This is a genomic window from Bradyrhizobium sp. URHA0013, assembly GCF_000518345.1.
Classification (GTDB): Bacteria; Pseudomonadota; Alphaproteobacteria; order Rhizobiales; family Xanthobacteraceae; genus Bradyrhizobium.
On record NZ_KI912427.1, the window covers coordinates 35390 to 56530 of the forward strand.

Sequence of the window (21141 nt, forward strand, 5' to 3'; positions counted from 1 at the left end):
TGCGACGAGCGAAAGTGCGCCCTCTCCCTTTACAACGGAGAGGGCCTGGCAACGATCAGCGCGTGCTCACGCGCCTGCGGGCACCTGGTCCAGAAATCCCGTGATGCTCCTGATACGGCCGTCCTTCAGTACGGCGAAATCCGTCCCCTTGATCGGGCTGTCGATGCCATCGGGACCAAGGCCCCAACTGAAGCGAACATGGTCGCCGTAGCCGTTGGGCTCGCCGATCAGCTTGAACTTGAAATCGGGAAAGCGCTGCTGCACGCCTGCGATCAGCGCATCGACGCCGTCATGGCCATCCCCCTTCATCAGGGGATCGACATAGCTCGCATCCGCCGTCCAGTTCTGGCTCAGCAGTTCGCGCCGGCGGCCGGCTGCACGCTCGTTCCAGAGATCGATGTAGCGGCGGGCGATGGTGATGGGGTCGGTCATTGTGGTCTCCTTCGATGGCGCCGTGTCGTTCGGCTGACCTGACTATCGAAGGTTTGCGCGCGCTGATCGATTACCTCGGAGGTCATGCGCATGATCCGGGAAGGCGGTTTCCCGATCAGATCATGCGTCGACAAGCGCGCGCAAATGTCGTCGCGAACTTACTTCGCCGCCGTGACCATGATTTCGACGGTGTATTGGGCTGCCGCGAGCTTGGCTTCGACGGTGGCGCGTGCCGGCGTGTTGCCGGGCGAGACCCAGGCGTCCCACACCGCGTTCATCTCGCCAAACGTCTTCATGTCGGTGATGTAGATCGTGGCCGAGAGCAGCTTCGACTTGTCGGTGCCCGCTTTGGCGAGATGGCTGTCGATGGTCGCCAGGATGTCCTGGGTCTGCTTCGTCACGCTTTCGCCGGCGGCGTTGTTGGCGACGACACCGGCGAGATAGACGGTGTTGCCGTGCACGACGACCTGGCTCATGCGCGGGCCGGTTTCAAGACGCTGAATGCTCATTGGGAGTCTCCTTTGAATGGCGGCTCTGTCTAGCGCAGCGGCCTGCCTCGTGCCACCCCAGGCACGCATGCGTGCCTGGCTATGCATGCGTCGCACTTCAAGGAAACTGGCCGAAGAACGTCCAGATCGTCTCGGCGGCGTCGATGTCGCCGTTCTGCGATCCGAGCAAGCTGGCGGCGACCTTCGGGAAGCGCGCATCCGGAGAAAATCCGGGCATGCGGTGACCGCCTTGATTGATGCGATAAAGCACGACGTCGTGCCCTCCAGGACAGCGCGACGAGATCCGTGTCACCGTGGACTGATCTGCGGGCGCCCTGTCGGGCAAATCGGTCGCGTCGGCATTGTCGGTCTCGCAGCCGTTGAGCTTGCGCCAGAACGCAAGCGTCTCGTCGGTGGACCAGAACCCGTCTGCGGCATAATAGCTCGATCCGCGGCCGCCCTCGTAGGGGACCAGCGGATCGGCGGTGCCGTTCATCAGCAGCATCGGCAGCGGCCGCGACGGATGGCACGTGACCGCGGCCTCATCGGTGAGGTTCATGCTCACGCTCGCGCCGGCAGCAAACAGATCGGCGCGGGCACAGACCAGCGTCATGGCCATGGCGCCGCCATTGGAGATGCCGGTGACATAGACGCGGCGAGGATCGGCGGTGCCGCTCGCCACCAGCTTCTCGACGAGCTTTGCGATGAAGGCGACGTCGTCGGTGCCCGCGGGCGGGCCACGGAGCGCCGGTCCCGCTTTGGTCCTCGCATCGGCCCATGCGTGGTTGAGGCCATCAGGAAAGACCACGGCAAACCCTTCGCGCTTTGCGACCTGCGGCCACGCCGTCCGCGTCATCATGTCGGCGCCGCGCTGGGTCTTGCCATGCAACACCACGACAAGCGGCACGAGCCGCTTCGCCGGCAGTTGCACAGTATAGGACCGCTTCACGCCGTCGATGTCGATCGTGTCGGCGGACGCAGCCGAAGTGGCGGCCAATGCCGCGACAAACGCCGCGATGCGCATTCGCCGCCGCATCATCTAGCCCACGGCCTTCGCCGCGGCGCGGCCCGCATTGCGGCCCGAGAACAGGCAGCCGCCGAGGAACGTGCCTTCCAGCGAACGATAGCCGTGCACGCCGCCGCCGCCGAAGCCGGCGGCTTCGCCCGCTGCATAGAGGCCGGCGATGACGCTGCCCTCCTCGCCGAACACGCGCGAAGAGAGGTCGGTCTCGAAACCGCCCAGCGTCTTGCGGGTGAGGATGTTGAGCTTGACCGCGATCAGCGGCCCTTGCGCGGGATCGAGGATGCGGTGCGGCGAGGCGGTGCGGATCAGCCTGTCGCCGATATAGCGCCGCGCATTGTGGATGTTCATCACCTGCGCATCCTTGACGTAAGGATTGGCGATCTCACGGTCGCGCGCCTCGATCTGCATCCTGATGTGCTCGAGCTTGAGGAGGTCGCTGCCGGCCAGCTTGTTCATGGCCGCAATGAGGTCCTCGATCTTGTCGCGCACGATGAAGTCGACACCATGGCTTTTGAACGCTTCCACCGGCGCCGGCGCGCCCTTGTTGGTGGCGCGCTTGATGGTCATGCGCCAGCTCTTGCCGGTGAGGTCGGGGTTCTGCTCCGAGCCCGACAGCGCAAACTCCTTCTTGATGATGCTCTGGGTCAGGATGAACCAGGAATAATCGTAGCCGGTGGACATGATGTATTGGAGCTGGCCGAGCGTGTCGGAGCCGGGAAACAACGGCGCCGGCAAGCGCGTGCCGGTGGCGTCGAACCACATCGAGGAGGGGCCGGGCAGGATGCGGATGCCGTGGCGCGGCCAGATCGGTGACCAGTTCTGGATGCCTTCGACATAATGCCACATGCGGTCGCGGTTGATCAGGCGCGCGCCTGATTTCTCGGTGATGCCGATCATGCGGCCGTCGACATGCTCGGGCACGCCGGAGATCATGAATTTCGGCGGCGCACCGAGCCGCTTCGGCCAGTTCTGCCGCACCAGCTCGTGATTGCCGCCGATGCCGCCGGACGCCACGATCACGGCTTGGGCCTTCAACGCAAACTCGCCGACGACGTTGCGCGATGAGCTCTTGCCGCGCTCGACATTATCCGGGGCGAGAATGGCGCCGCTGACGCCATCCACCGTGCCGTTGGTGATCGAGAGCGCATCGACGCGATGGCGGAACCGAAAGCTCAGCCGGCCGGTTCTGACGGCCTCGCGCGCGCGGCGCTCGAACGGCTCGACGATGCCGGGCCCGGTGCCCCAGGTGACATGAAAGCGCGGCACCGAATTGCCGTGGCCCATGGCGTCATAGCCGCCGCGCTCGGCCCATCCGACCACGGGGAAAATGCGATGGCCCATCGCGCGCAGCCACGCACGCTTCTCGCCGGCCGCGAACGCCACATAGGCCTCGGCCCATTGCCGCGGCCAGAAATCCTCGTCACGGTCGAAGCCGGCGGTGCCGAGCCAGTCCTGCATCGCGAGGTCGAAGGAGTCCTTGATGCCGAGCCGGCGCTGCTCCGGCGAATCGACCAGGAACAATCCGCCGAACGACCAGAACGCCTGGCCGCCGAGCGACTGCTCGCCCTCCTGGTCGACCACGATCACGCGCTTGCCGGCGTCCGCGATCTCGGTTGCGGCCACGAGGCCGGACAGTCCTGCGCCGACAACGATGACGTCAGTCTCTTCAGCCATCTGTTCGGCCATATGTTTCCCCCTTCATGTGTCTCCCCTTCACAGTTCCCCCCTGTAGTTGCCCGGATTGAAGCCGGCGGTTGCAACTGAGATCAAGAGTGTGCCGCGTAAGACATCGTTAACTTGTTCCACTTCGGGAAAAAGACCGGCTGAGTGCAGCGCCGGCGCAACACTGGATTTGAATTTGTTTTGAGCGAGCCGGCATGCCTAGACAAAACCGCGGTTACGACGGACCCTAGCAGGGCATCACCACCTGACACACAGATTCGAATTCGACTGGGGCGGGGGCCAATGAAGTTTCTGACGGGGTTGCTTGCGGCGGTTCTCCTGATCGCGAGCATGGGCGCTTCTCACGCGGTGGTTCGGATCGCGGATGACCGCGGTGGCCGGATCGGAACCTACGTCGACAAATATCAGGACCTGCGACAGTCGGGCGACACCGTCATCATTGACGGTCTCTGCGCCTCTGCCTGCACCATCGTCCTCGGCGCCATCCCGCCTGACCGCATCTGCGTGACGTCGCACGCGACACTGGGCTTCCACGCCGCGTGGGATTTCGGCAGCAACGGCCGCGCCGTCACCAATACCGAAGCGACCCAGATGCTCTATGCGATGTATCCTTCGCAGGTGAAACGCTGGATCAATCAGCGCGGCGGCCTCACCCCGCATATGCTCTTCCTGAAGGGCAGGCAGCTCCAGGCCATGTACAAGCCCTGCTACCTCGACGCGCAGGCCTCCGCCAACAAGCCATCGCCGCGGTAGGGCGCGGCAGTCATTCGCCTTTCACTAATTGATCGTCATGGCCGGGCGTAGCCGTCCGAAGGACGGCGTCGCTTTCGCTCGCCTATGTCCCGGCCATCCACGTTTTTGGCCCGGCTGGAAAGTCCGTGGATGCCCGGGCCTTCGCCTCGCCGGAGCGGCTCCGGCCGCGCAGGCGGGACAAGCCCGGGCATGATGGAGATCCTCCGCCCCAATTGATCTCCGGCCCGCCGGCTGCGCTTGCCCGGTCCCGTCCCAGCGCCTATTTGAAAGGCAGGGAATTCCGGCCTTCACCCCGATCGTTGTCATGGCTCAACCACTGCACCCCGCACATCCTGTATCGGACAATTCGCCCACTGCCGGCCGGATGCCGTTCGTGCTGCTGTTGGCGGGTGCTGGCGTCGGCGGCCTGGTCGTGCTCGGCGTGCTCGCGCTCTGGTTCCACTACGGCAGCCAGGTGTTCTTCGAAATGATCAGGACCGGTTTCGCCGCCTGCTTCTGACCCGCGACAGGAAGTTTTCCGCCCATGAGCTCCGCCGCCCGTCCGCTGGTGATCGCGACCGCCTTCGCCGCAAGCCTCATCCTCGGGCTGCTGATCGTATTCTGGGCCATGGGCGGGGTCAGCAAGGTGGCGCAGCCGGCCGCGATCGGCGGCCCGTTCCAGCTCACCGACCAGAACGGCAAGGCCATCACCGACAAGAACCTCAAGGGCAAGCCGACCCTGATCTTCTTCGGCTACACCCATTGCCCCGACGTCTGCCCGACCTCGCTGTTCGAGATCTCGGAAGTGCTGCGCGCGTTGGGCAAGGACGCCGACAAGGTCAATGCTGTCTTCATCTCGGTCGATCCCGAGCGCGATACGCCGGCGGCGATGAAGGATTATCTGTCGAGCTTCGACCCGCACCTCGAGGGCCTCAGCGGCGATCCTGCCGAGACCGCCAAGGTGATCACCTCCTACCGGGTCTACGCCAAGAAGGTCCCGACCAAGGACGGCGACTACACCATGGACCACACCGCGCTGATCTATCTGATGGACCGCGACGGCCGCTTCGTCTCGCCATTCAACCTGAAGCGCACGCCTGAAGAGGCCGCGGTGGACTTGAAGCGGTATCTGTAGGCTTCCCTATTGGCCGCAATCCGCGCTCGCGTTCCCGGCCGGATGGGCTATAAGGCCCTCCGATCCCAACGAAATTCGTTCATTTTCAGCCGATGGCCCCATCGCAACAGGCGAAATCGTCCAAATCCGCCCGTGGCTTGCTGACCGGGCTGGTCGTCGGCGTCTGCCTGCTCGCTGCTGCGCCACGCGCGCAGGCGCAGGCCCCGGCCAAGCAGCCCCCAACGGCGCCGCAAGCCTCACCCCAGGTCGCGCCGCAAGCCGCCCCGCAGGCCGTGCCGGGCTTTTGGGACCCGCGGCGGCGGCCGGAGCGGCCGGATTTGTCGCGCCTGACCGTGATCCGCTTCCTGACCGAGACTGATTATCCGCCCTTCAACTATACCGGCGCCGACGGCAATCCGGCCGGCTTCAACGTCGACTTCGCCCGCGCGCTGTGCGAGGAGATCAAGGTCACCTGCACGGTGCAGATGCGCCGCTTCGAGACGCTGGTCGATGCGCTCGCCTCCAACCGGGGCGACGCCATCATCGCCTCGATGGCGGTGAGCCCGCAGCTCCGCGCCCGGGTCGACTTCACCGACCCCTATTACCGCGTGCCGGCGCGCTTCGCCTCGCGCAAGGACGCGGTGATGCCGGAGATCCGTCCCGAATATCTCGAGGGCAAGAAGGTCGGCGTCATCGCCGGCTCCGCGCATGAAGCCTATCTCAAGGCGATGTTCACCGACGCCGAGCTGCACCCCTATCCCAACGACGATGCCATGCGCGGCGCCTTGCGCAAGGGCGAGGTCGATTTCATCTTCGGCGACGCCATCGCGCTCGCGTTCTGGATCAACGGCACCGATTCCGGCGATTGCTGCGCCTTCTCCGGCGGCCCCTTCGTCGAAAGCCGGTTCTTCGGCGAGGGCATCGGCATCGCCGTGCGCAAGGGCAACGACGTGCTGCGCCAGGCCCTGAACTGGGCGATGTTCCGCGTCTGGGAAAAGGGCCGCTACACGGATCTGTGGCTGCGGTACTTCTCGGTGAGCCCGTTCTAGTTTCGCTGCCTGCTCTGCCGTCATTGCGAGGAGCCCTTGCGATGAAGCAATCCAGGCTGTTTCCGCAGTGGATTGCTTCGCTTCGCTCGCAATGACGGCGCGGTGGCAGTACCCCGCAAAATTGCATTCTGCCTGGAAATCGCTATTTTCCGCGCCCCGGAGGCCCCTTAGATGTCCGTTATCGATCTTGCCGCGAACCCGAGCGATCTGCGTGCGCTCGCCGAACAATCCAACGCCTGGCCGTTCGAGCAGGCGAAGGCCATTGTCGCGCGGCTGAAGAAAAGCCCGAAGGACGAGGTGCTGTTCGAGACCGGCTACGGGCCATCAGGCCTGCCGCATATCGGCACCTTCGGCGAGGTCGCGCGCACCTCGATGGTGCGGCACGCCTTTCATGTGCTGACCGAGAACAAGATCAAGACGCGCCTGCTCGCGTTCTCCGACGACATGGACGGGTTTCGGAAAGTGCCCGACAACGTCCCCAACAAGGAGATGCTGGCCGCGCATCTCGGCAAGCCGCTGACCCGCGTGCCGGATCCGTTCTCCAACGAATATCCGTCGTTCGGGCACCACAACAATGCGCGGCTGCGCGCCTTCCTCGATCATTTCGGTTTCGACTACGAATTCGCGAGCTCGACCGACTATTATACGTCCGGCCGTTTCGACGCGACGCTGCTCAAGATGTTAGCTGCCTACGACAAGGTGATGGCGATCATCCTGCCGACGCTCGGACCCGACCGCCGCGCGACCTATTCGCCGTTCCTCCCCATCAGCAAGACCACGGGTGTCGTGCTGCAGGTGCCGATGATCCGCCGCGACGTTGCGGCCGGCACGGTGACCTATCTCGATCCCGATACCAACCAGGAAGTCGAGACGCCGGTCACCGGCGGCAACGTCAAGTGCCAATGGAAGGCCGACTGGGCGATGCGCTGGGTCGCGCTCGGCGTCGATTACGAGATGGCCGGCAAGGATTTGATCGACTCGGTCAAGCTGTCCGGCGCGATCGCGAGGGCACTCGGCGCCACGCCGCCGGAGGGCTTCAACTACGAGCTCTTCCTCGACGACAAGGGCCAGAAGATTTCGAAGTCGAAGGGCAACGGCCTCACCATCGACGAATGGCTGCGCTATGCCTCGCCGGAATCGCTGTCGCTGTTCATGTATCGCGAGCCGAAGGCGGCCAAGCGGCTGTATTTCGATGTCATCCCGCGCAACGTCGACGACTACCAGCAGTTCATCGACGGCTTTGCGAAGCAGGACGCCAAGCAGCAGCTCGGCAATCCGGTCTGGCATGTCCACAGCGGCCATCCGCCGAAGTTCGATATGCCCGTCACGTTCCAGCTCTTGCTGACGCTGGTGTCTTCGTCGAACGCGGAGAATGCCGAGACGCTGTGGGGTTTCATTGGCCGCTATCGGCCCGGCGTGAGCCCGCAGACGCATCCCAAGCTCGATGCGATGGTCGGCTATGCCATCAACTATTATCGCGACTTCGTCGCGCCGACAAAGACGTTCCGCGAACCGACCGAGACCGAGCGCGCGGCGCTGCAGGATTTGCGGGATGCATTATCGCAGCTTCCGCAGGACGCCTCGGCCGAGGACATCCAGAACGTCGTCTACGAGATCGGCCGCCGCGAGCCGTTCCTCGACCAGGTCAAGAAGGGCAAGGACGGCCGTCCCGGCGTGACACTCGACTGGTTCAACATGCTCTACCAGGTGCTGCTCGGCCAGGAAAAGGGCCCGCGCTTCGGCTCCTTTGTCGCGGTGTATGGCGTGCAGAACGCGGTGAACATGATCGACGGCGCGCTGGCGCGGAGTGCGTGAGTCCAGCACTCACCGTCATCGTCCGCGAAGGCGGACGATCCAGTATTCCAGAGCCCGCCGTGCTGAACCGAAACGCCGCGGCGTACTGGATTCCCCGCTTTCGCGGGGAATGACAGCGGAGCCCCCCTCACTGGCTCGCCCACACGATCCTTGCGATCCACGCAACCTCGCTCGCCGCCATCGTCCGCTCGGGCTGTGGCGGATCGAGCGGCTGCAAATCCAGAACCTTTGCCGTGCGGCGCTTCAGCGTTGCCACCGTGACCTCGCCCGCTTTGGTCTTCACCACCACGCGATCGCCTTTGCGGATCGGTGTGCCGGGTGAGACCAGGATGACGTCGCCGTCGCGATAGGCGGGCTGTAGCGCTTCGCCGGAAATCTGCAGCGCGAAGCTGTGGCTGTCTTCGGCGGTGGGAAGCGCAAACTCGGTCCAGCTCTTGCCGATGGGAAAGCCGGACTCGTCGAAGGCGCCGCTCGCGCTCGCCAGCGCGAAGCCGAGCAGCGGCACCGAGCGGCCGCCGCCTGCCTCGTCGGCGATCAGCCTTGCAAAAGTGTCGATCGAGGAATCTGCGGCCGCCAGCGCTTTCGCGATCGATTCGGTCGAGGGCCAGCGCTCGCGGCCGTCGGAGGTGACGCGCTTGGACTTGTTGAAGGTGGTGGGATCGAGCCCGGCGCGCTTGGCGAGGCCGGAGGGCGACAGGCCGGCACGCGCCGCCAGCCGATCCAGCGCGCCCCAGATCTGGTCGTGGGTGAGCATCCTCTGCGCTTTGGCCTGCCTGACCATGGAAGGTCCAGCCCGTCGCAACTCAGGAAAACTATCCTCAAATCAATCGGTTTTCCGTTTTCGGTGCAAGAGGCGGCGTCTAAGTCTTGAGTTCGGCAGGGGTGGCCTTTACGGTCCCGCCCGGGATTAACGACCCACGAGAGACGAAAATCCCCAGGAGACTCAAAGAGCTGTCTCCACGGGCAAACAGGACTGCGTAAGCGGTGGTCAAGATCTACAAAATCTGTCCGGCCTCGGCCTGGCGTGAGGCGGAACGGCAGGGTGTCTACCGCGGCAGCGCGGACGATTCGCGCGACGGATTCATCCATTTCTCGACCGCCGCCCAGGTTCCCGAGACCCTGCACAAGCATTATGTCGGGCAGCGCGCGCTGTTCCTGGTCGAGGTCGACGGCGATGCGCTCGGCAGCGCATTGCGCTGGGAGCGTTCGCGCAATGAGGAGCTGTTTCCGCATCTTTACGGCGAGCTCGATCTCGGCGCTGTGATGGCCGTGATGAACCTCAACACGCGCTCCGACGGCGGCCACGACGTTCCGGAGCTTGCCCCGTGATCCGCGCTTTCGACGCTCTCTCGCTGCCGGTGTTGCGTTGGCTCGATCCGGAGGATGCGCATCGCCTCGCGATCCAAGGCCTGCGCTTCCTGCCGCCGGGCAAGCCGCAGGCTGACGATCCCAAGCTTGCGGTGCGTGCCTTCGGGCTCAACTTCCCCAATCCGATCGGCATGGCCGCGGGCTTCGACAAGAGCGCCGAAGTGCCGGATGCGCTGCTGCGGCTCGGCTTCGGCTTCGTCGAGATCGGCTCGGTGACGCCGAAACCGCAAAGCGGCAATCCGCGGCCGCGGCTGTTTCGTCTGGAGCGCGACGAGGCCGTGATCAACCGCATGGGCTTCAACAATGACGGCGCGGAGACCGCCCTGCGCCGGCTCGCGGCGCGCGCGCAGCACGGCGGCATCGTCGGCGTCAATGTCGGCGCCAACAAGGATTCACCCGATCGCGTCAATGATTACGTCAGGCTGATCGAGACCTTTGCGCCGGTCGCGAGCTATTTCACCGTCAACGTCTCCTCGCCGAACACGCCGGGCCTGCGCAATCTGCAGGAAGGCGCGCTGCTCGACGATCTCCTCGCCAGGGTGATCGACGCGCGCGAGCGGGTGCGCGAGAGCGCCGGCGACACGCCGGTGCTGCTCAAGATCGCGCCCGATCTCAGCCTCGCCCAGCTCGACGATGTCGTGCAGGTCGCGCGCTCGCGCCGGGTCGACGGCATGATCGTGTCGAACACCACGATCGCGCGGCCGAGCACGCTGCGCGAGGAGATGCGCGCCAAGGAGCAGGGCGGCCTGTCCGGCCGGCCGCTGTTCCGGCTGTCGACGCGGATGGTCGCCGAGACCTATGTGCGCGTCGAGGGCGCATTCCCCCTGATCGGCGTCGGCGGCGTGGACTCGGGCGGCGCCGCGCTGACGAAAATCCGCGCCGGCGCGAGCCTGATCCAGCTCTATTCGTCGCTGGTCTACAAGGGCCTCGGCCTCGTTGACGAGATCAAGCGCGACCTCACCTCAACCCTATTGCGCACCGGGCGGGATTCTCTCTCCGAGATCGTCGGCTCCGACGCCGCCACGTTGACGGCGGAAGCCTGGCCGGGGATGTAGCTCTTCGCGGCGTAGCCCGGATGGAGCGAAGCGCAATCCGGGATTCGATCCGCGGACGCGAAGGCCCCGGACTACGCTTTCGCTCCATCCGGGCTACGCGTTACAGCGACTGTTTCGAAAACGTCTTCCTGTACAGCGCCGGATAGCGCGCGGCCTGCAAGCCGCCGCGCGAGACGTAGGAGGCGATCAGCGCGCTCCACAGCCCGGCATTGCCGAACGATTGCAGCGCCCACCATGTGGCGAGGAAGATCGCGAGCGAGGCCAGCATCAGATTGCGCATCTCGCGCGCCCAGGTCGCGCCGATATAGATGCCGTCGAAGCCGAAGGCGTACACGCCGGGAATGGGCGCGAGCACGACGAACGGCAGGAATTCCCGCGCGCCGCGACGGACGCTTTCGCTCGCCGTCATGACATCGATCAAATTCGGCCCGAGCAGCGCGAACAGCGCGGACACGACCAGCGCGAAGCCGAGCCCCCATAGCAGCACCAGCCGGGTCGAATCCGCAAATCCCCTCGCGTCGCGTGCGCCGAGCGTACGGCCGCAAAGCTGCTGGGCTGCGTTCGCTAGACCGTCGAGGAAGAAGGCGCTAACCAGCAGAAAATTGTTGAGCACGGAATTGGCGGCCAGCGTGACGTCGCCAGCCCGTGCGCCCTTGGCTGTGAAAAACAGAAACACGGCGATCAGTGCCGCGGTGCGGATCAGGATGTCGGAATTCACCGCCAGCAGCCGCATCAGCTTGGTCCGGTCGAACAGCTCTGCGTATGGCACCGCGAACCCGCCGTCCGCATAGCGGCGGCAGACCATCATGCCGAGCCCGAATCCGGCCGCTTCAGATAGCAGTGCGGCGATCGCAGCACCCGCGATGCCGGTGTCGTAGACCAGCACCAGCAGGATCGTCGCCGCCGCGTTGACGAGATTGATGACGACCTGGAGAGCGAGCGCCGGATTGGCGCGGGCCTGGCCGACCAGCCAGCCGAGGATGACATAATTGGCGAGCGCCAGCGGCGCCGACCAGATCCGGATCACGAAATAGGTTTTCGCCGCGCGCGTAACGCCTTCGCTGCCGCCCATCAGGTCGAACAGCACGGCGGCCAGCGGCAGTTGCAGCGCGATCAGGGCTATGCCGATCAGGCCCGCGACGATGAAGCCGCGCACCAGAATCGCGGTCAGCTCGCGCGTCTCGCCGGCGCCGAGCGCCTGCGCCGTGAAGGCGAGCGTGCTCATGCGAAGGAAGCCGAATAGCCAGAACAGGCAATCGAAGATGACGGACGCGATGGCGACGCCGCCGAGCAGCGCGGCATCGTCCAGCCGTCCGATCGCGGTGGTCGAGACCACGCCGATCAGCGGCGTGGTGAGGTTCGCGACCATCGCGGGGCCTGCGATGGCGAAGACCTGACGGGAACCGATCTTCACGTGAACGGGTGCGTGCATGTCAGAACACGAGCACCATGCCGTCTTCGGCGGCGAGATGGGCGATGTCGTCGAGGCGCGACAGCACGTCTTCGCTCATATGGGTGAGCACGAGCCGTTTTGCGCCGATTTCGGGAAGGTGCTGTTCCAAGGTCTTCAGGCTGAGGTGATTCTTGACCACCTTCTCGTACATATAGGCCTCGGCGATGAAAAGGTCCGCGCCATGCGCCAACGGAATGAGCGTCTCCGTCCATTCGGTATCGGCGCTGTAGGCCAGCGTGCGGCCTTCCGCTTCGACGCGATAAGCGAGGAACGGTCCGCCGGATTCACCGTGCACGACGGGGTAGGGCGTCACCGTTACCGCGCCGAAGCTTTGGCTCTGCTCGGGCGCGAGCTCGACGACCGACAGCTCGAAGCGCTGTTTCGTCTTCGAGGAGTGCTCGAACAGAGCCTCCATCACCGCACGCAGCCGCGTCTCGATGCCTTTGGGGCCGGCGATCGTGAGCGGCCGCGTCCGCCGCGAGAATTGCGCGTCGAGCAGAACAAACGGCAGCCCCGCAAAATGGTCGCCGTGGAAATGCGTGATCAGGATGAGATCGATCTCATTGCAGTCGATCTCAAGCCGCTTCAGCGCCGGCAAAGCCGACGCGCCACAATCGATCAGGAAGTTGGCTTCGCGCCCCGAGACGTGGAAGCAGGTGTTGAGCCTGCCCCCCGATCCGAAGGCGTCGCCGCAGCCGACAAAGCGCAATTGCATCGGCTGCGAGCTCCCTAGAGCATGATCCGGAAAAGTGTGAAGCGGTTTTCCGACAAGATCATGCTCAAAACTAACGGCCTACCTGCGCGGCGCGCCGAAAACGCGCATCAGCAGCCAGATCGGGATCACGATGACAGCGCCGAGCAGGAAGTAGCGCCACAGCCAGTTCACGGTATCGAAGCCGAGATCCCACAACCGCTGGAACAAGAGACGAATGCTGTAGAGAATATTCCAGGGATCGAAGCCGATCGCCGCCAGCACGACGCCGACGAGGATCGAGAGCAGCACCAGGCGAAACGCGACCGCCAGCGGCGAGCCGCCGAGAAAGCGGTTCAGGCCATCACTGCGGCCGGCCGGCAAATCTCTGACGTCGTGGGCCATCTCAAACTCCTCAGGGGATTCGACCCTATCATAGGGCAAGGCGGTGGACATGGGGAACCCGTGAGGGGGCGTCAATCGGCTTACGGGATTTTAATTCGGGCAACCACACGCCCGGGGCTTCTTAAGCCTCAATCTCCGCCGCCTCCGCTTTCAGCATCTTTTCCAGTGTTTCCAGCCGGTCGGCCTCCCGCGGCGGCTTGTCCCAGCGCAAGCGGCTGATGCGGGGAAAGCGCATCGCGACGCCGGATTTGTGCCGTGGTGAGCGCTGCAGCCCCTCGAAGGCGACCTCCAGCACCAGGCCTTTGTCCGGCTCGTGCACGACGTGGCGGACGGGACCGAATTTTTCGGTGGTATTGCGACGCACGAAGCGGTCGATCTGGAGCAACTCCTCGTCGGTGAAGCCGAAATAGGCTTTTCCGACCGGCACCAGCTCGTCACTGCCCGCGCCTGCGGTCCAGACGCCAAAGGTGTAGTCGGAATAGTAGGACGAGCGTTTGCCGTGGCCGCGCTGCGCATACATCAGCACGGCGTCGATGATGTGCGGATCGCGCTTCCACTTCCACCACTGTCCCTTCGGCCGTCCCGGCAGATAGGGGGCATCGCGCCGCTTCAGCATCACGCCTTCGACGGCGTCCGCGTCTTCGCCCGCACCAGCGCTCGCGGGATCGGCGCGTGCGGCGGTCAGTGCGTCCCAGCTTGCGAAGGGCACGGTGGGCGAGAGATCGATGCGGGAATCGTCGAGCTTGCCGATGAAGGTCTCCAGCCGTTCGCGCCGCTCCGCAAAGGGCAGCTCGCGCAGATCATTCTCGTCGTCGCCGAGCAGATCGTAGGCGCGCAGATGAATTGGAAACTCCTTGATCAGCTTCGGCGACACGACCTTGCGGTTGAGCCGCTGTTGCAGAACATTGAAACTCTGCACGCGCCCTTCGCGCAGAATCAGAAGCTCGCCGTCAATGGCGCCGGGTAGCCGCAACGATGGCACGAGATCCGGAAAGCTTCCGGTGATGTCCTCGCCGGTGCGCGAATAGAGCCGCGCGGTGATCTGGCCGTGCTCGTCGCGGCCGGCGACCGCCTGCACGCGGATGCCGTCCCATTTCCATTCGGCGATGTAGTCGGCGGGATCGAGCGCGGCGAAATCCGTGTCCTCGATCGCATGCGCCAGCATCACCGGGCGAAACGGCGCGGGATCGCGATTGACCGGCTTGTCGCCGCGGCCTTCCAGCCAGGCGAACAGGTCGAGATAGGGCGGCGCGAGACCGGGCCAGATCAGCTCGACCTCATGCGGGTCCTTGTCGCCGAGTGCCGCGGCCGCAGTCTTGGCCAGGCGCGCGGAGATGCCGATGCGCAACGCGCCGGTGACGAGCTTCAACAGCGCCCAGCGGCCGGTCTCATCCAACTCGTCGAGCCAGCGCTCGAGCTGTTTTGGCAGCTCGGTCTTGCCGAGCGTGCGCAGCGTGGTGACGACCTCGGTGAGGGTTGGGGGTGGCGGGTTGTTGTGGACACCCATGGCCTTCGGCCACATCAGCGCCACCGTCTCGGAGAGATCGCCGACATAATCGTAACTCAGCCCGAACAGCACCGGATCGGTGCGCGAGGCGATCAGGTCGCGGATCAATGCGGGCTTGGCGTGCTTGAAGCTGAGCGCACCGGTCAGCGCGGCCAGCGCGTAGCCGCGGTCGGGATCCGCGACCTCGCGAAAATAGCTGGTGATCAGGCGCAGCTTGTTGTTGCGGCCGGGCTCGTAGGCGAGGCGGTCGAGCAGTTCGGCGAAGCGGTTCACGCTTCGGCCTCGTCAGCGAGCGGGGTCTCGGTCTCCTCCTCGTCGCCGTAGCCGACCAGATCGAGCGGCCGCGCCCGCAAGCCCGTGCTTTGGCACCAATGCACCAGCGCGTCTTCCTGGCCGTGGGTGACCCAGATCTCGCCGGCACCGGTCGCCGCGATCGTGACGGTGAGGCCGTCCCAATCGGCATGATCCGAGATCACCAGCGGCAGCTCGATGCCGCGTTGCCGCGCGCGGGCGCGCACCCGCATCCAGCCGGAGGCGAATGCCGTGACCGGATCGGGAAACCGCCGGGTCCAGAGATCGGATGTCGCAGAGGGCGGCGCCAGCGTGATGGTGCCGGCGAGCGCCACCTTCTTGACGCCCTTCACCGGCCTGAGTTCGCCGAGCTCGATCCCGCGGCTCTGATAGTAATGCGTGATCTTCTCCATCGCGCCATGCAGATAGATCGGCGCGTCGTAGCCGGTTTGGCGCAGCAGCGCGATCACGCGCTGCGCCTTGCCGAGCGAATAGGCGCCGACGAGATGCGCGCGCTCCGGAAACAGCGCCACCGAAGCCAGCAGCTTCTTGACCTCATCGGCCGCATCGCCATGGCGAAACACCGGCAGTCCGAACGTCGCCTCGGTGATGAAGACGTCGCAGGATACCAGCTCGAACGGCGTGCAGGTCGGGTCGGGTGCATCCTTGTAGTCGCCGGAGGCGACGATGCAGGTGTCCTTGCAGGTGACCGCGACCTGCGCCGAACCGAGCACATGGCCGGCCGGGTGAAACTTCACGCTGACGTCGCCGAGCCGGATCTCCTCGCCATAGCGGATCGCCTGCGTCGAGCCGGCGAAATTCTCGCCATAGCGCAGCCGCATCATGTCCAGCGTTTCCTGCGTCGCCAGCACCGCGCCGTGGCCGGCGCGGGCATGGTCGGAATGGCCGTGGGTGATCACGGCCCGCTCGACCGGCCGGACGGGGTCGATATGGAAGCCGCCCGGCTTGCAGCATAGGCCGGCAGCAACTGGCAGCAGGATGTCTTGCGGACGCATGCCTGTTATATAGGTCGCGACCCCGCATCTTCGAGTCACCCGCCCACTTCGCTTCCTGGTTCCCCAATGCCCCTGCGCCTGTTCCTGACCTCCGGCGATCTCATGGCCGACCGCCGCTTCGAGTTCGCGCGCGATCTTCAGCTCAAGGGCGATCTGGCGGCCGCTGCCAATCTGCTGGAGCAGACCATCGAGCTTGCGCCGAATTTCACCTCGGCCTGGTTCACGCTCGGCGAAATCTGCGCGCAACTCGGCGAGCGCGACAAGGCGATTGCGGCCTTTCGCAAATCGCGCGAGTCCGACCCGAGCGATCAGCACGGCGCTCATCTGCATCTGATGCGCCTCGGCGACGCGCAATTGTCCGAGATGCCAAAGGCCTATGTGCAGGCCTTGTTCGATCAATACGCGCCGCGCTTCGAGCACGTTCTGATCAACGATCTCGGCTATCGCGCGCCGTCGTTGATCTTCAAGGCGGTGGTGGCTGCCCGCGTCGCCGCGAAGAAGCCCGCCCTGTTCAAGCGCGCCATCGATCTCGGATGTGGGACGGGGCTTGCGGCCGCCGCCTTCGCAAAACAGGTCGACCAGTTCATCGGCATCGATCTGTCGCCCGGCATGGTCAAGGAGGCGCGCGCCACCGGCCTCTATGCCGAGCTCGAAGTCGCCGACATGATCGAGGGCCTGCGCAGCAGGAGCGATGCGAGCACGAACCTCGTCGTCGCGGCCGATGCGTTCGTCTATCTCCCCGATCTCGCCCCGGTGCTCAGTGAAGCCAGGCGCGTGCTCGCGCCCGGCGGCGTGCTTGCGTTCACGCTGGAGACCCATGACGGCAGCGGCATCGTGCTCGGCGACGGCCTGCGCTATGCCCATTCGGCGGAATATGTGCGCGATACGATGGCGCAGGCCGGCTTCAAGCTCCTCACATTGGAGCAGGCCTCGCCACGCACCGAGAACAACGAGCCGGTGCGCGGCCTCGTCGTGGTCGCCGAGAAAACTTGAGTCTAGGCGCTATATGCGGCGGTTTAAGCGTCATTGCGTCGCAAAGCCGTGACTTCCCACTTGCGAGCCGTGCGGCGATGCCAGCACAATGCGCGCACCAGGGAGAAACGAATAATGACGAAGAATCCATCGCGGCGCGATTTCAGCGCCGCCGCGCTCGCCACCATCGCGGCATCCACCTTGTCCGCGCCCTCCGTCTGGGCTGCCGAGAAGAAATACGATGCCGGCGCCAGCGACACCGAGATCAAGATCGGGCAGACCGTGCCGCATTCCGGCCCCGGCTCGCTCTACGGCGTGCTCGGGCGCATCGGCGAAGCCTATTTCCAGATGCTGAACGAGAAGGGCGGCATCAACGGACGCAAGGTCAAATTCCTCACCATGGACGATGCCTACAGCGCGCCGAAATGCGTCGAGGCGACGCGGCGCCTGGTCGAACAGGAAGAGGTGCTCGCGCTCTACGGCTCGCTCGGCACCGCGCCGCAAACCGCCGTGCACAAATATCTGAACTCAAAGGGCGTGCCGCAGCTTTTGCTCAACACCGGCGCCTCCAAGTGGAATAATCCGAAAGAGTTCAAATGGACGATGGCGGGCCTGCCGCTCTATCCGACCGAAGCCCGCATCCTGGCGCGGCACGTCCTCAGCGTGAAGCCGAATGCCAAGGTCGGCATCCTCTATCAGAACGACGATTTTGGCCGCGACTTCCTCGGGCCCTTCAAGAAAGTCTTGGAAGACGCCGGCGGGGCCGCAAAGGTGATCATGGAGCAGACCTACGATCTGACCGATCCGACCGTCGATTCCCAGCTCATCAATCTCTCGAAGTCCGGCGCCGACGTCTTCTACAACATCTCCACCGGCAAGGCCTCGTCGCAGTCGATCCGCAAGGTCACCGAGCTCGGCTGGAAGCCGCTGCAACTGCTGTCGGCCGGCTCCACCGGCCGCTCGATCCTCAGTGCCGCCGGACTCGAGAATGCGACCGGCATCGTCGCGATCCGTTACTCCAAGGATGCCGGGCCCGGCCCCTGGGAGGCGGATAAGGACGTGATGGCGTTCGACGCGCTGCGGAAAGCCTATTTGCCGAGCGTCGATCCCGACAACACCATCGCCTACGCCGGTTACGGCCAGGCGGTGACCATGGGCGAGATTCTGCGCCGCTGCGGCGATGAGCTCACGCGCGAAAACGTGCTCAAGCAGGCATCGACCCTCGACGGCTTCCATTCGCCGTTCTTCCTCGACGGCGTCAATTACAACTACACGCCCGGCGACTACACCCCGATGAAGACGTTGTTCATCTCGACCTTCAACGGCAAGGATTGGATCGTGTCCGACAAGCCTGTGACGGAGTAGAGGCGAGCACTGCTGTATCTTACCCTCTCCCCGCAAGCGGGGAGAGGGTAAGGAAGGCCTCCCACCCCTCGACGAACCCCGCCCCACGGCTTACCTGTCATGCCGTGCCTCCCCGTATCCGCAAAATATCGGCCCAGCCGGCCACGCTGTTGCCCGACCGCTTCCAGGCGTGGTTCGCGGCCCGCGGCTGGTCGCCGCGCGAACATCAATTGGCGCTGCTGGAGAAAGCCCGCGAGGACCGTTCCGCGCTGCTGATCGCGCCGACCGGCGCCGGCAAGACGCTGGCCGGTTTTTTGCCGACGCTGGTGGAGCTGAGTTCCGCGCCCGCAGCTCCAGCGAAATCCGTCGTCTCCACCGACCGCAGCCTGCAACGCAGCGGCGGCCTGCACACCCTCTACATCTCACCGCTCAAGGCGCTCGCCGTCGATATCGCGCGCAACCTCGAGCGTCCCGTCGCCGAGATGGCGCTGCCGATCAAGATCGAGACCCGCACCGGCGACACGCCAACATCGCGGCGGCAGCGGCAGCGGCGCTATCCGCCTGATATCCTGCTGACGACGCCCGAACAGCTCGCGCTGCTGCTGTCGTCCGACGACGCGCCGTTCCTGTTCTCCTCCTTGAAGCGCATCGTGCTCGACGAGCTGCATGCGCTGGTGACGTCCAAGCGCGGTGATCTTCTGTCTCTTGGGCTCGCGCGGCTGTGGCGATTGGCGCCGCAGATGCGCGCCATCGGCCTGTCGGCGACCGTGGCCGAGCCGGAATCGCTGGCGCGCTTCCTGGTGCCGCAGCCCGGCGGCAAGGAAGCGGCGGCCGACATCGTCATTGCCGGCGGCGCGGCGCCGCCGCTGGTCGAGATGATGGACACGCGCGAGCGCCTGCCCTGGGCCGGCCACAGCGCGCGCCATGCGCTTCCCGAGATCTACGAGCTGATCAAGGCCAACAAGACCACGCTTGTTTTCGTCAACACCCGCAGCCAGGCCGAGATGCTGTTCCAGAACCTCTGGAGCATGAACGACGACAACCTTGCCATCGCGCTGCATCACGGCTCGCTCGACGTCGCGCAACGTCGCAAGGTCGAGGATGCGATGTCGGCGGGCAAACTGCGCGGCGTGGTCTGTACCTCCTCGCTCGATCTCGGCGTCGACTGGGGCGACGTCGATCTGGTCGTCAATATCGGCGCGCCCAAGGGCTCCTCGCGCCTGATGCAGCGCATCGGCCGCGCCAATCATCGGCTCGACGAAGCCTCACGCGCGGTGCTGGTGCCGGCGAACCGTTTCGAGGTGCTGGAGTGCCGCGTCGCGATCGACGCCATCGCGGAGAATGCGCAGGACACGCCGCCACTACGCATCGGTGCACTCGACGTGCTGGCCCAGCATGTGCTCGGCTGCGCCTGCGGCGAACCGTTTTTCTCCGACGAGCTCTATGACGAGGTGCGCACCGCCGCGCCCTACGCCGATCTCACGCGGCAGGATTTCGACGACGTGGTCGATTTCGTCGCCTCCGGCGGCTACGCGCTGAAGACCTATGAGCGCTTCGCCCGCATCAAGCAGGACAAGGAGGGGCGCTGGCGCGTCGCCAATCCCAGGGTGCGGCAGAGCTACCGCATGAATGTCGGCACCATCGTCGAGGACGACATGCTCAAGGTGCGGCTGGTGCGCTCGCGCGGCGGCGGCCAAGGCAAGGCAGGCGGCTCGACGGGCGTGATCGCGCGCGGTGGCAGGCTGCTCGGCGAGATCGAGGAAGCCTTCATCGAGGGCCTTAGCCCCGGCGACACCTTCGTGTTCTCGGGCGAGGTGGTGCGCTACGAGACCCTGGTCGAGGACCAGGTCTACGTGTCGCGCGCCAACGACAAGGACCCGAAAGTGCCGTCCTACATGGGCGGCAAGTTTCCGCTGTCGACCTATCTTGCCGAACGCGTCCGCCGTCTGCTCGATGACGGGCGCGCGTGGGGCGCCTTGCCGGAGCAGGTGCGCGATTGGCTGTCGTTGCAGAAGGATGTCTCGCGCGTGCCTGAAGTGCGCGAGCTGCTGGTCGAGAGTTTTCCCCGTGCCAACAAGCATTACATCGTCTGCTACCCCTTCGAAGGCCGTCTCGCGCACCAGACGCTCGGCATGCTGTTGACTCGCCGGCTGGAGCGCGCCCGCGCCCGGCCGCTCGGTTTCGTCGCCAACGAATATGCGATCGCGGTCTGGGCGCTCGGCGACCTGTCCTTCATGATCCGGGACGGCAGGATCGACCTCGACGCGCTGTTCGATCCCGACATGCTCGGCGACGATCTCGAAGCCTGGCTTGCCGAATCCGCGCTGATGAAGCGCACGTTCCGCAATTGCGCGATCATCTCCGGCCTGATCGCGCGCCGGCACACTGGCGAGGAGAAGAGCCGTCGCCAGGTGCTGTTCTCGACCGATCTCGTCTACGATGTCTTGCGCAAGCACCAGGCCGATCACGTGCTATTGCGTGCCGCACGGGCCGATGCCGCCACCGGCCTGCTCGATCTGCGCCGCCTCAGCGACATGCTCACCCGCATCCAGGGCCGCATCACGCATCGGGAACTCGACCGTGTCTCCCCGCTCGCCGTCCCCGTGATGCTGGAAATCGGCCGCGAGTCAGTCTATGGCGAAGCTGGAGACGAGCTCCTGGCCGAAGCCGCCGACGAGCTGGTCAAAGAGGCGATGGGATAA

At 65.1% G+C, this 21141-nt stretch carries 20 protein-coding genes; 10 read left to right on the forward strand and 10 right to left on the reverse strand.

Features of this window, described 5'->3' with window-relative positions:
- Positions 1 to 66: 66 nt before the first annotated feature.
- The 4 genes from N551_RS0129585 to N551_RS0129600 all read right to left on the reverse strand — a co-directional run bounded on the left by N551_RS0129585 (position 67) and on the right by N551_RS0129600 (position 3618).
- Positions 67 to 432 carry a nuclear transport factor 2 family protein gene (locus N551_RS0129585; RefSeq protein ID WP_027569996.1) on the reverse strand — a complete coding sequence of 122 codons (366 nt, stop codon included), beginning with the start codon at positions 430 to 432 and terminating at the stop codon, positions 67 to 69.
- 158 nt (positions 433 to 590) lie between these two features.
- The gene (locus tag N551_RS0129590; protein WP_007599359.1) at positions 591 to 941 is read right to left on the reverse strand and encodes a RidA family protein; all 351 of its coding nucleotides are present in this window, start codon (positions 939 to 941) and stop codon (positions 591 to 593) included.
- 97 nt (positions 942 to 1038) lie between these two features.
- Entirely contained in the window at positions 1039 to 1959 is a 921-nt protein-coding gene (locus N551_RS0129595; RefSeq protein ID WP_035963303.1) for a PHB depolymerase family esterase, read from the reverse strand.
- A complete protein-coding gene (locus tag N551_RS0129600; RefSeq protein ID WP_027569998.1) occupies positions 1960 to 3618 on the reverse strand; it encodes an FAD-binding dehydrogenase in 1659 nt (552 codons plus the stop codon). It lies immediately after the preceding gene.
- 291 nt (positions 3619 to 3909) lie between these two features.
- On the opposite strand from N551_RS0129600, the gene N551_RS0129605 reads away from it, so the two are divergent.
- From N551_RS0129605 to N551_RS0129625, 5 genes are all read left to right on the forward strand, one after another.
- The gene (locus N551_RS0129605) at positions 3910 to 4380 is read left to right on the forward strand and encodes a hypothetical protein (protein WP_027569999.1); all 471 of its coding nucleotides are present in this window, start codon (positions 3910 to 3912) and stop codon (positions 4378 to 4380) included.
- 304 nt (positions 4381 to 4684) lie between these two features.
- Positions 4685 to 4879 carry a hypothetical protein gene (locus N551_RS0129610; RefSeq protein WP_027570000.1) on the forward strand — a complete coding sequence of 65 codons (195 nt, stop codon included), beginning with the start codon at positions 4685 to 4687 and terminating at the stop codon, positions 4877 to 4879.
- 24 nt (positions 4880 to 4903) lie between these two features.
- Positions 4904 to 5494: an SCO family protein gene (locus tag N551_RS0129615; RefSeq protein WP_027570001.1), complete on the forward strand. Its 591-nt coding sequence runs from the start codon at positions 4904 to 4906 to the stop codon at positions 5492 to 5494.
- Between the two features lie 92 nt (positions 5495 to 5586).
- On the forward strand, positions 5587 to 6522 hold the full coding sequence (locus N551_RS0129620) for a transporter substrate-binding domain-containing protein (protein WP_027570002.1): 936 nt from the start codon (positions 5587 to 5589) through the stop codon (positions 6520 to 6522).
- A 171-nt stretch (positions 6523 to 6693) separates the two neighbouring features.
- Complete coding sequence (locus tag N551_RS0129625; protein ID WP_027570003.1) at positions 6694 to 8337, forward strand: lysine--tRNA ligase; 1644 nt, start codon at positions 6694 to 6696, stop codon at positions 8335 to 8337.
- Between the two features lie 127 nt (positions 8338 to 8464).
- Here N551_RS0129625 and N551_RS0129630 read toward each other — a convergent pair whose 3' ends face one another.
- The gene (locus tag N551_RS0129630; protein ID WP_027570004.1) at positions 8465 to 9118 is read right to left on the reverse strand and encodes a helix-turn-helix transcriptional regulator; all 654 of its coding nucleotides are present in this window, start codon (positions 9116 to 9118) and stop codon (positions 8465 to 8467) included.
- A gap of 203 nt (positions 9119 to 9321) precedes the next feature.
- On the opposite strand from N551_RS0129630, the gene N551_RS0129635 reads away from it, so the two are divergent.
- Together N551_RS0129635 and N551_RS0129640 are read left to right on the forward strand one after the other, a co-directional pair.
- Positions 9322 to 9666: a DUF952 domain-containing protein gene (locus N551_RS0129635; protein ID WP_027570005.1), complete on the forward strand. Its 345-nt coding sequence runs from the start codon at positions 9322 to 9324 to the stop codon at positions 9664 to 9666.
- The gene (locus N551_RS0129640; protein ID WP_027570006.1) at positions 9663 to 10760 is read left to right on the forward strand and encodes a quinone-dependent dihydroorotate dehydrogenase; all 1098 of its coding nucleotides are present in this window, start codon (positions 9663 to 9665) and stop codon (positions 10758 to 10760) included. The genes N551_RS0129635 and N551_RS0129640 overlap by 4 nt, the downstream gene beginning before the upstream one ends.
- 100 nt (positions 10761 to 10860) lie before the next feature.
- Here the strand turns inward: N551_RS0129640 and N551_RS0129645 are convergent, their stop codons facing one another.
- The 5 genes from N551_RS0129645 to N551_RS0129665 form a co-directional block, all read right to left on the reverse strand.
- Positions 10861 to 12192 (reverse strand): MATE family efflux transporter, encoded by a 1332-nt coding sequence (locus tag N551_RS0129645; RefSeq protein ID WP_027570007.1) that lies wholly within the window; start codon positions 12190 to 12192, stop codon positions 10861 to 10863.
- Position 12193: 1 nt separating this feature from the next.
- Positions 12194 to 12928 (reverse strand): MBL fold metallo-hydrolase, encoded by a 735-nt coding sequence (locus tag N551_RS0129650; RefSeq protein WP_027570008.1) that lies wholly within the window; start codon positions 12926 to 12928, stop codon positions 12194 to 12196.
- A 78-nt stretch (positions 12929 to 13006) separates the two neighbouring features.
- Positions 13007 to 13309, reverse strand: a complete 303-nt coding sequence (locus tag N551_RS0129655; RefSeq protein ID WP_007605031.1) for a DUF6460 domain-containing protein — start codon at positions 13307 to 13309, stop codon at positions 13007 to 13009.
- A 121-nt stretch (positions 13310 to 13430) separates the two neighbouring features.
- Entirely contained in the window at positions 13431 to 15089 is a 1659-nt protein-coding gene (locus tag N551_RS0129660; protein WP_027570009.1) for a cisplatin damage response ATP-dependent DNA ligase, read from the reverse strand.
- Positions 15086 to 16123, reverse strand: coding sequence for a ligase-associated DNA damage response exonuclease (locus N551_RS0129665; protein ID WP_035963306.1), 1038 nt, complete (start codon positions 16121 to 16123; stop codon positions 15086 to 15088). The genes N551_RS0129660 and N551_RS0129665 overlap by 4 nt, the downstream gene beginning before the upstream one ends.
- A 66-nt stretch (positions 16124 to 16189) precedes the next feature.
- Between N551_RS0129665 and N551_RS0129670 the strand changes: the two genes are divergently transcribed.
- The 3 genes from N551_RS0129670 (at position 16190) to N551_RS0129680 (ending at position 21141) form a co-directional block, all read left to right on the forward strand.
- On the forward strand, positions 16190 to 17116 hold the full coding sequence (locus N551_RS0129670) for a methyltransferase domain-containing protein (RefSeq protein WP_027570011.1): 927 nt from the start codon (positions 16190 to 16192) through the stop codon (positions 17114 to 17116).
- A gap of 114 nt (positions 17117 to 17230) precedes the next feature.
- The gene (locus N551_RS0129675) at positions 17231 to 18460 is read left to right on the forward strand and encodes an ABC transporter substrate-binding protein (RefSeq protein ID WP_027570012.1); all 1230 of its coding nucleotides are present in this window, start codon (positions 17231 to 17233) and stop codon (positions 18458 to 18460) included.
- Between the two features lie 104 nt (positions 18461 to 18564).
- A complete protein-coding gene (locus tag N551_RS0129680; RefSeq protein WP_027570013.1) occupies positions 18565 to 21141 on the forward strand; it encodes a ligase-associated DNA damage response DEXH box helicase in 2577 nt (858 codons plus the stop codon).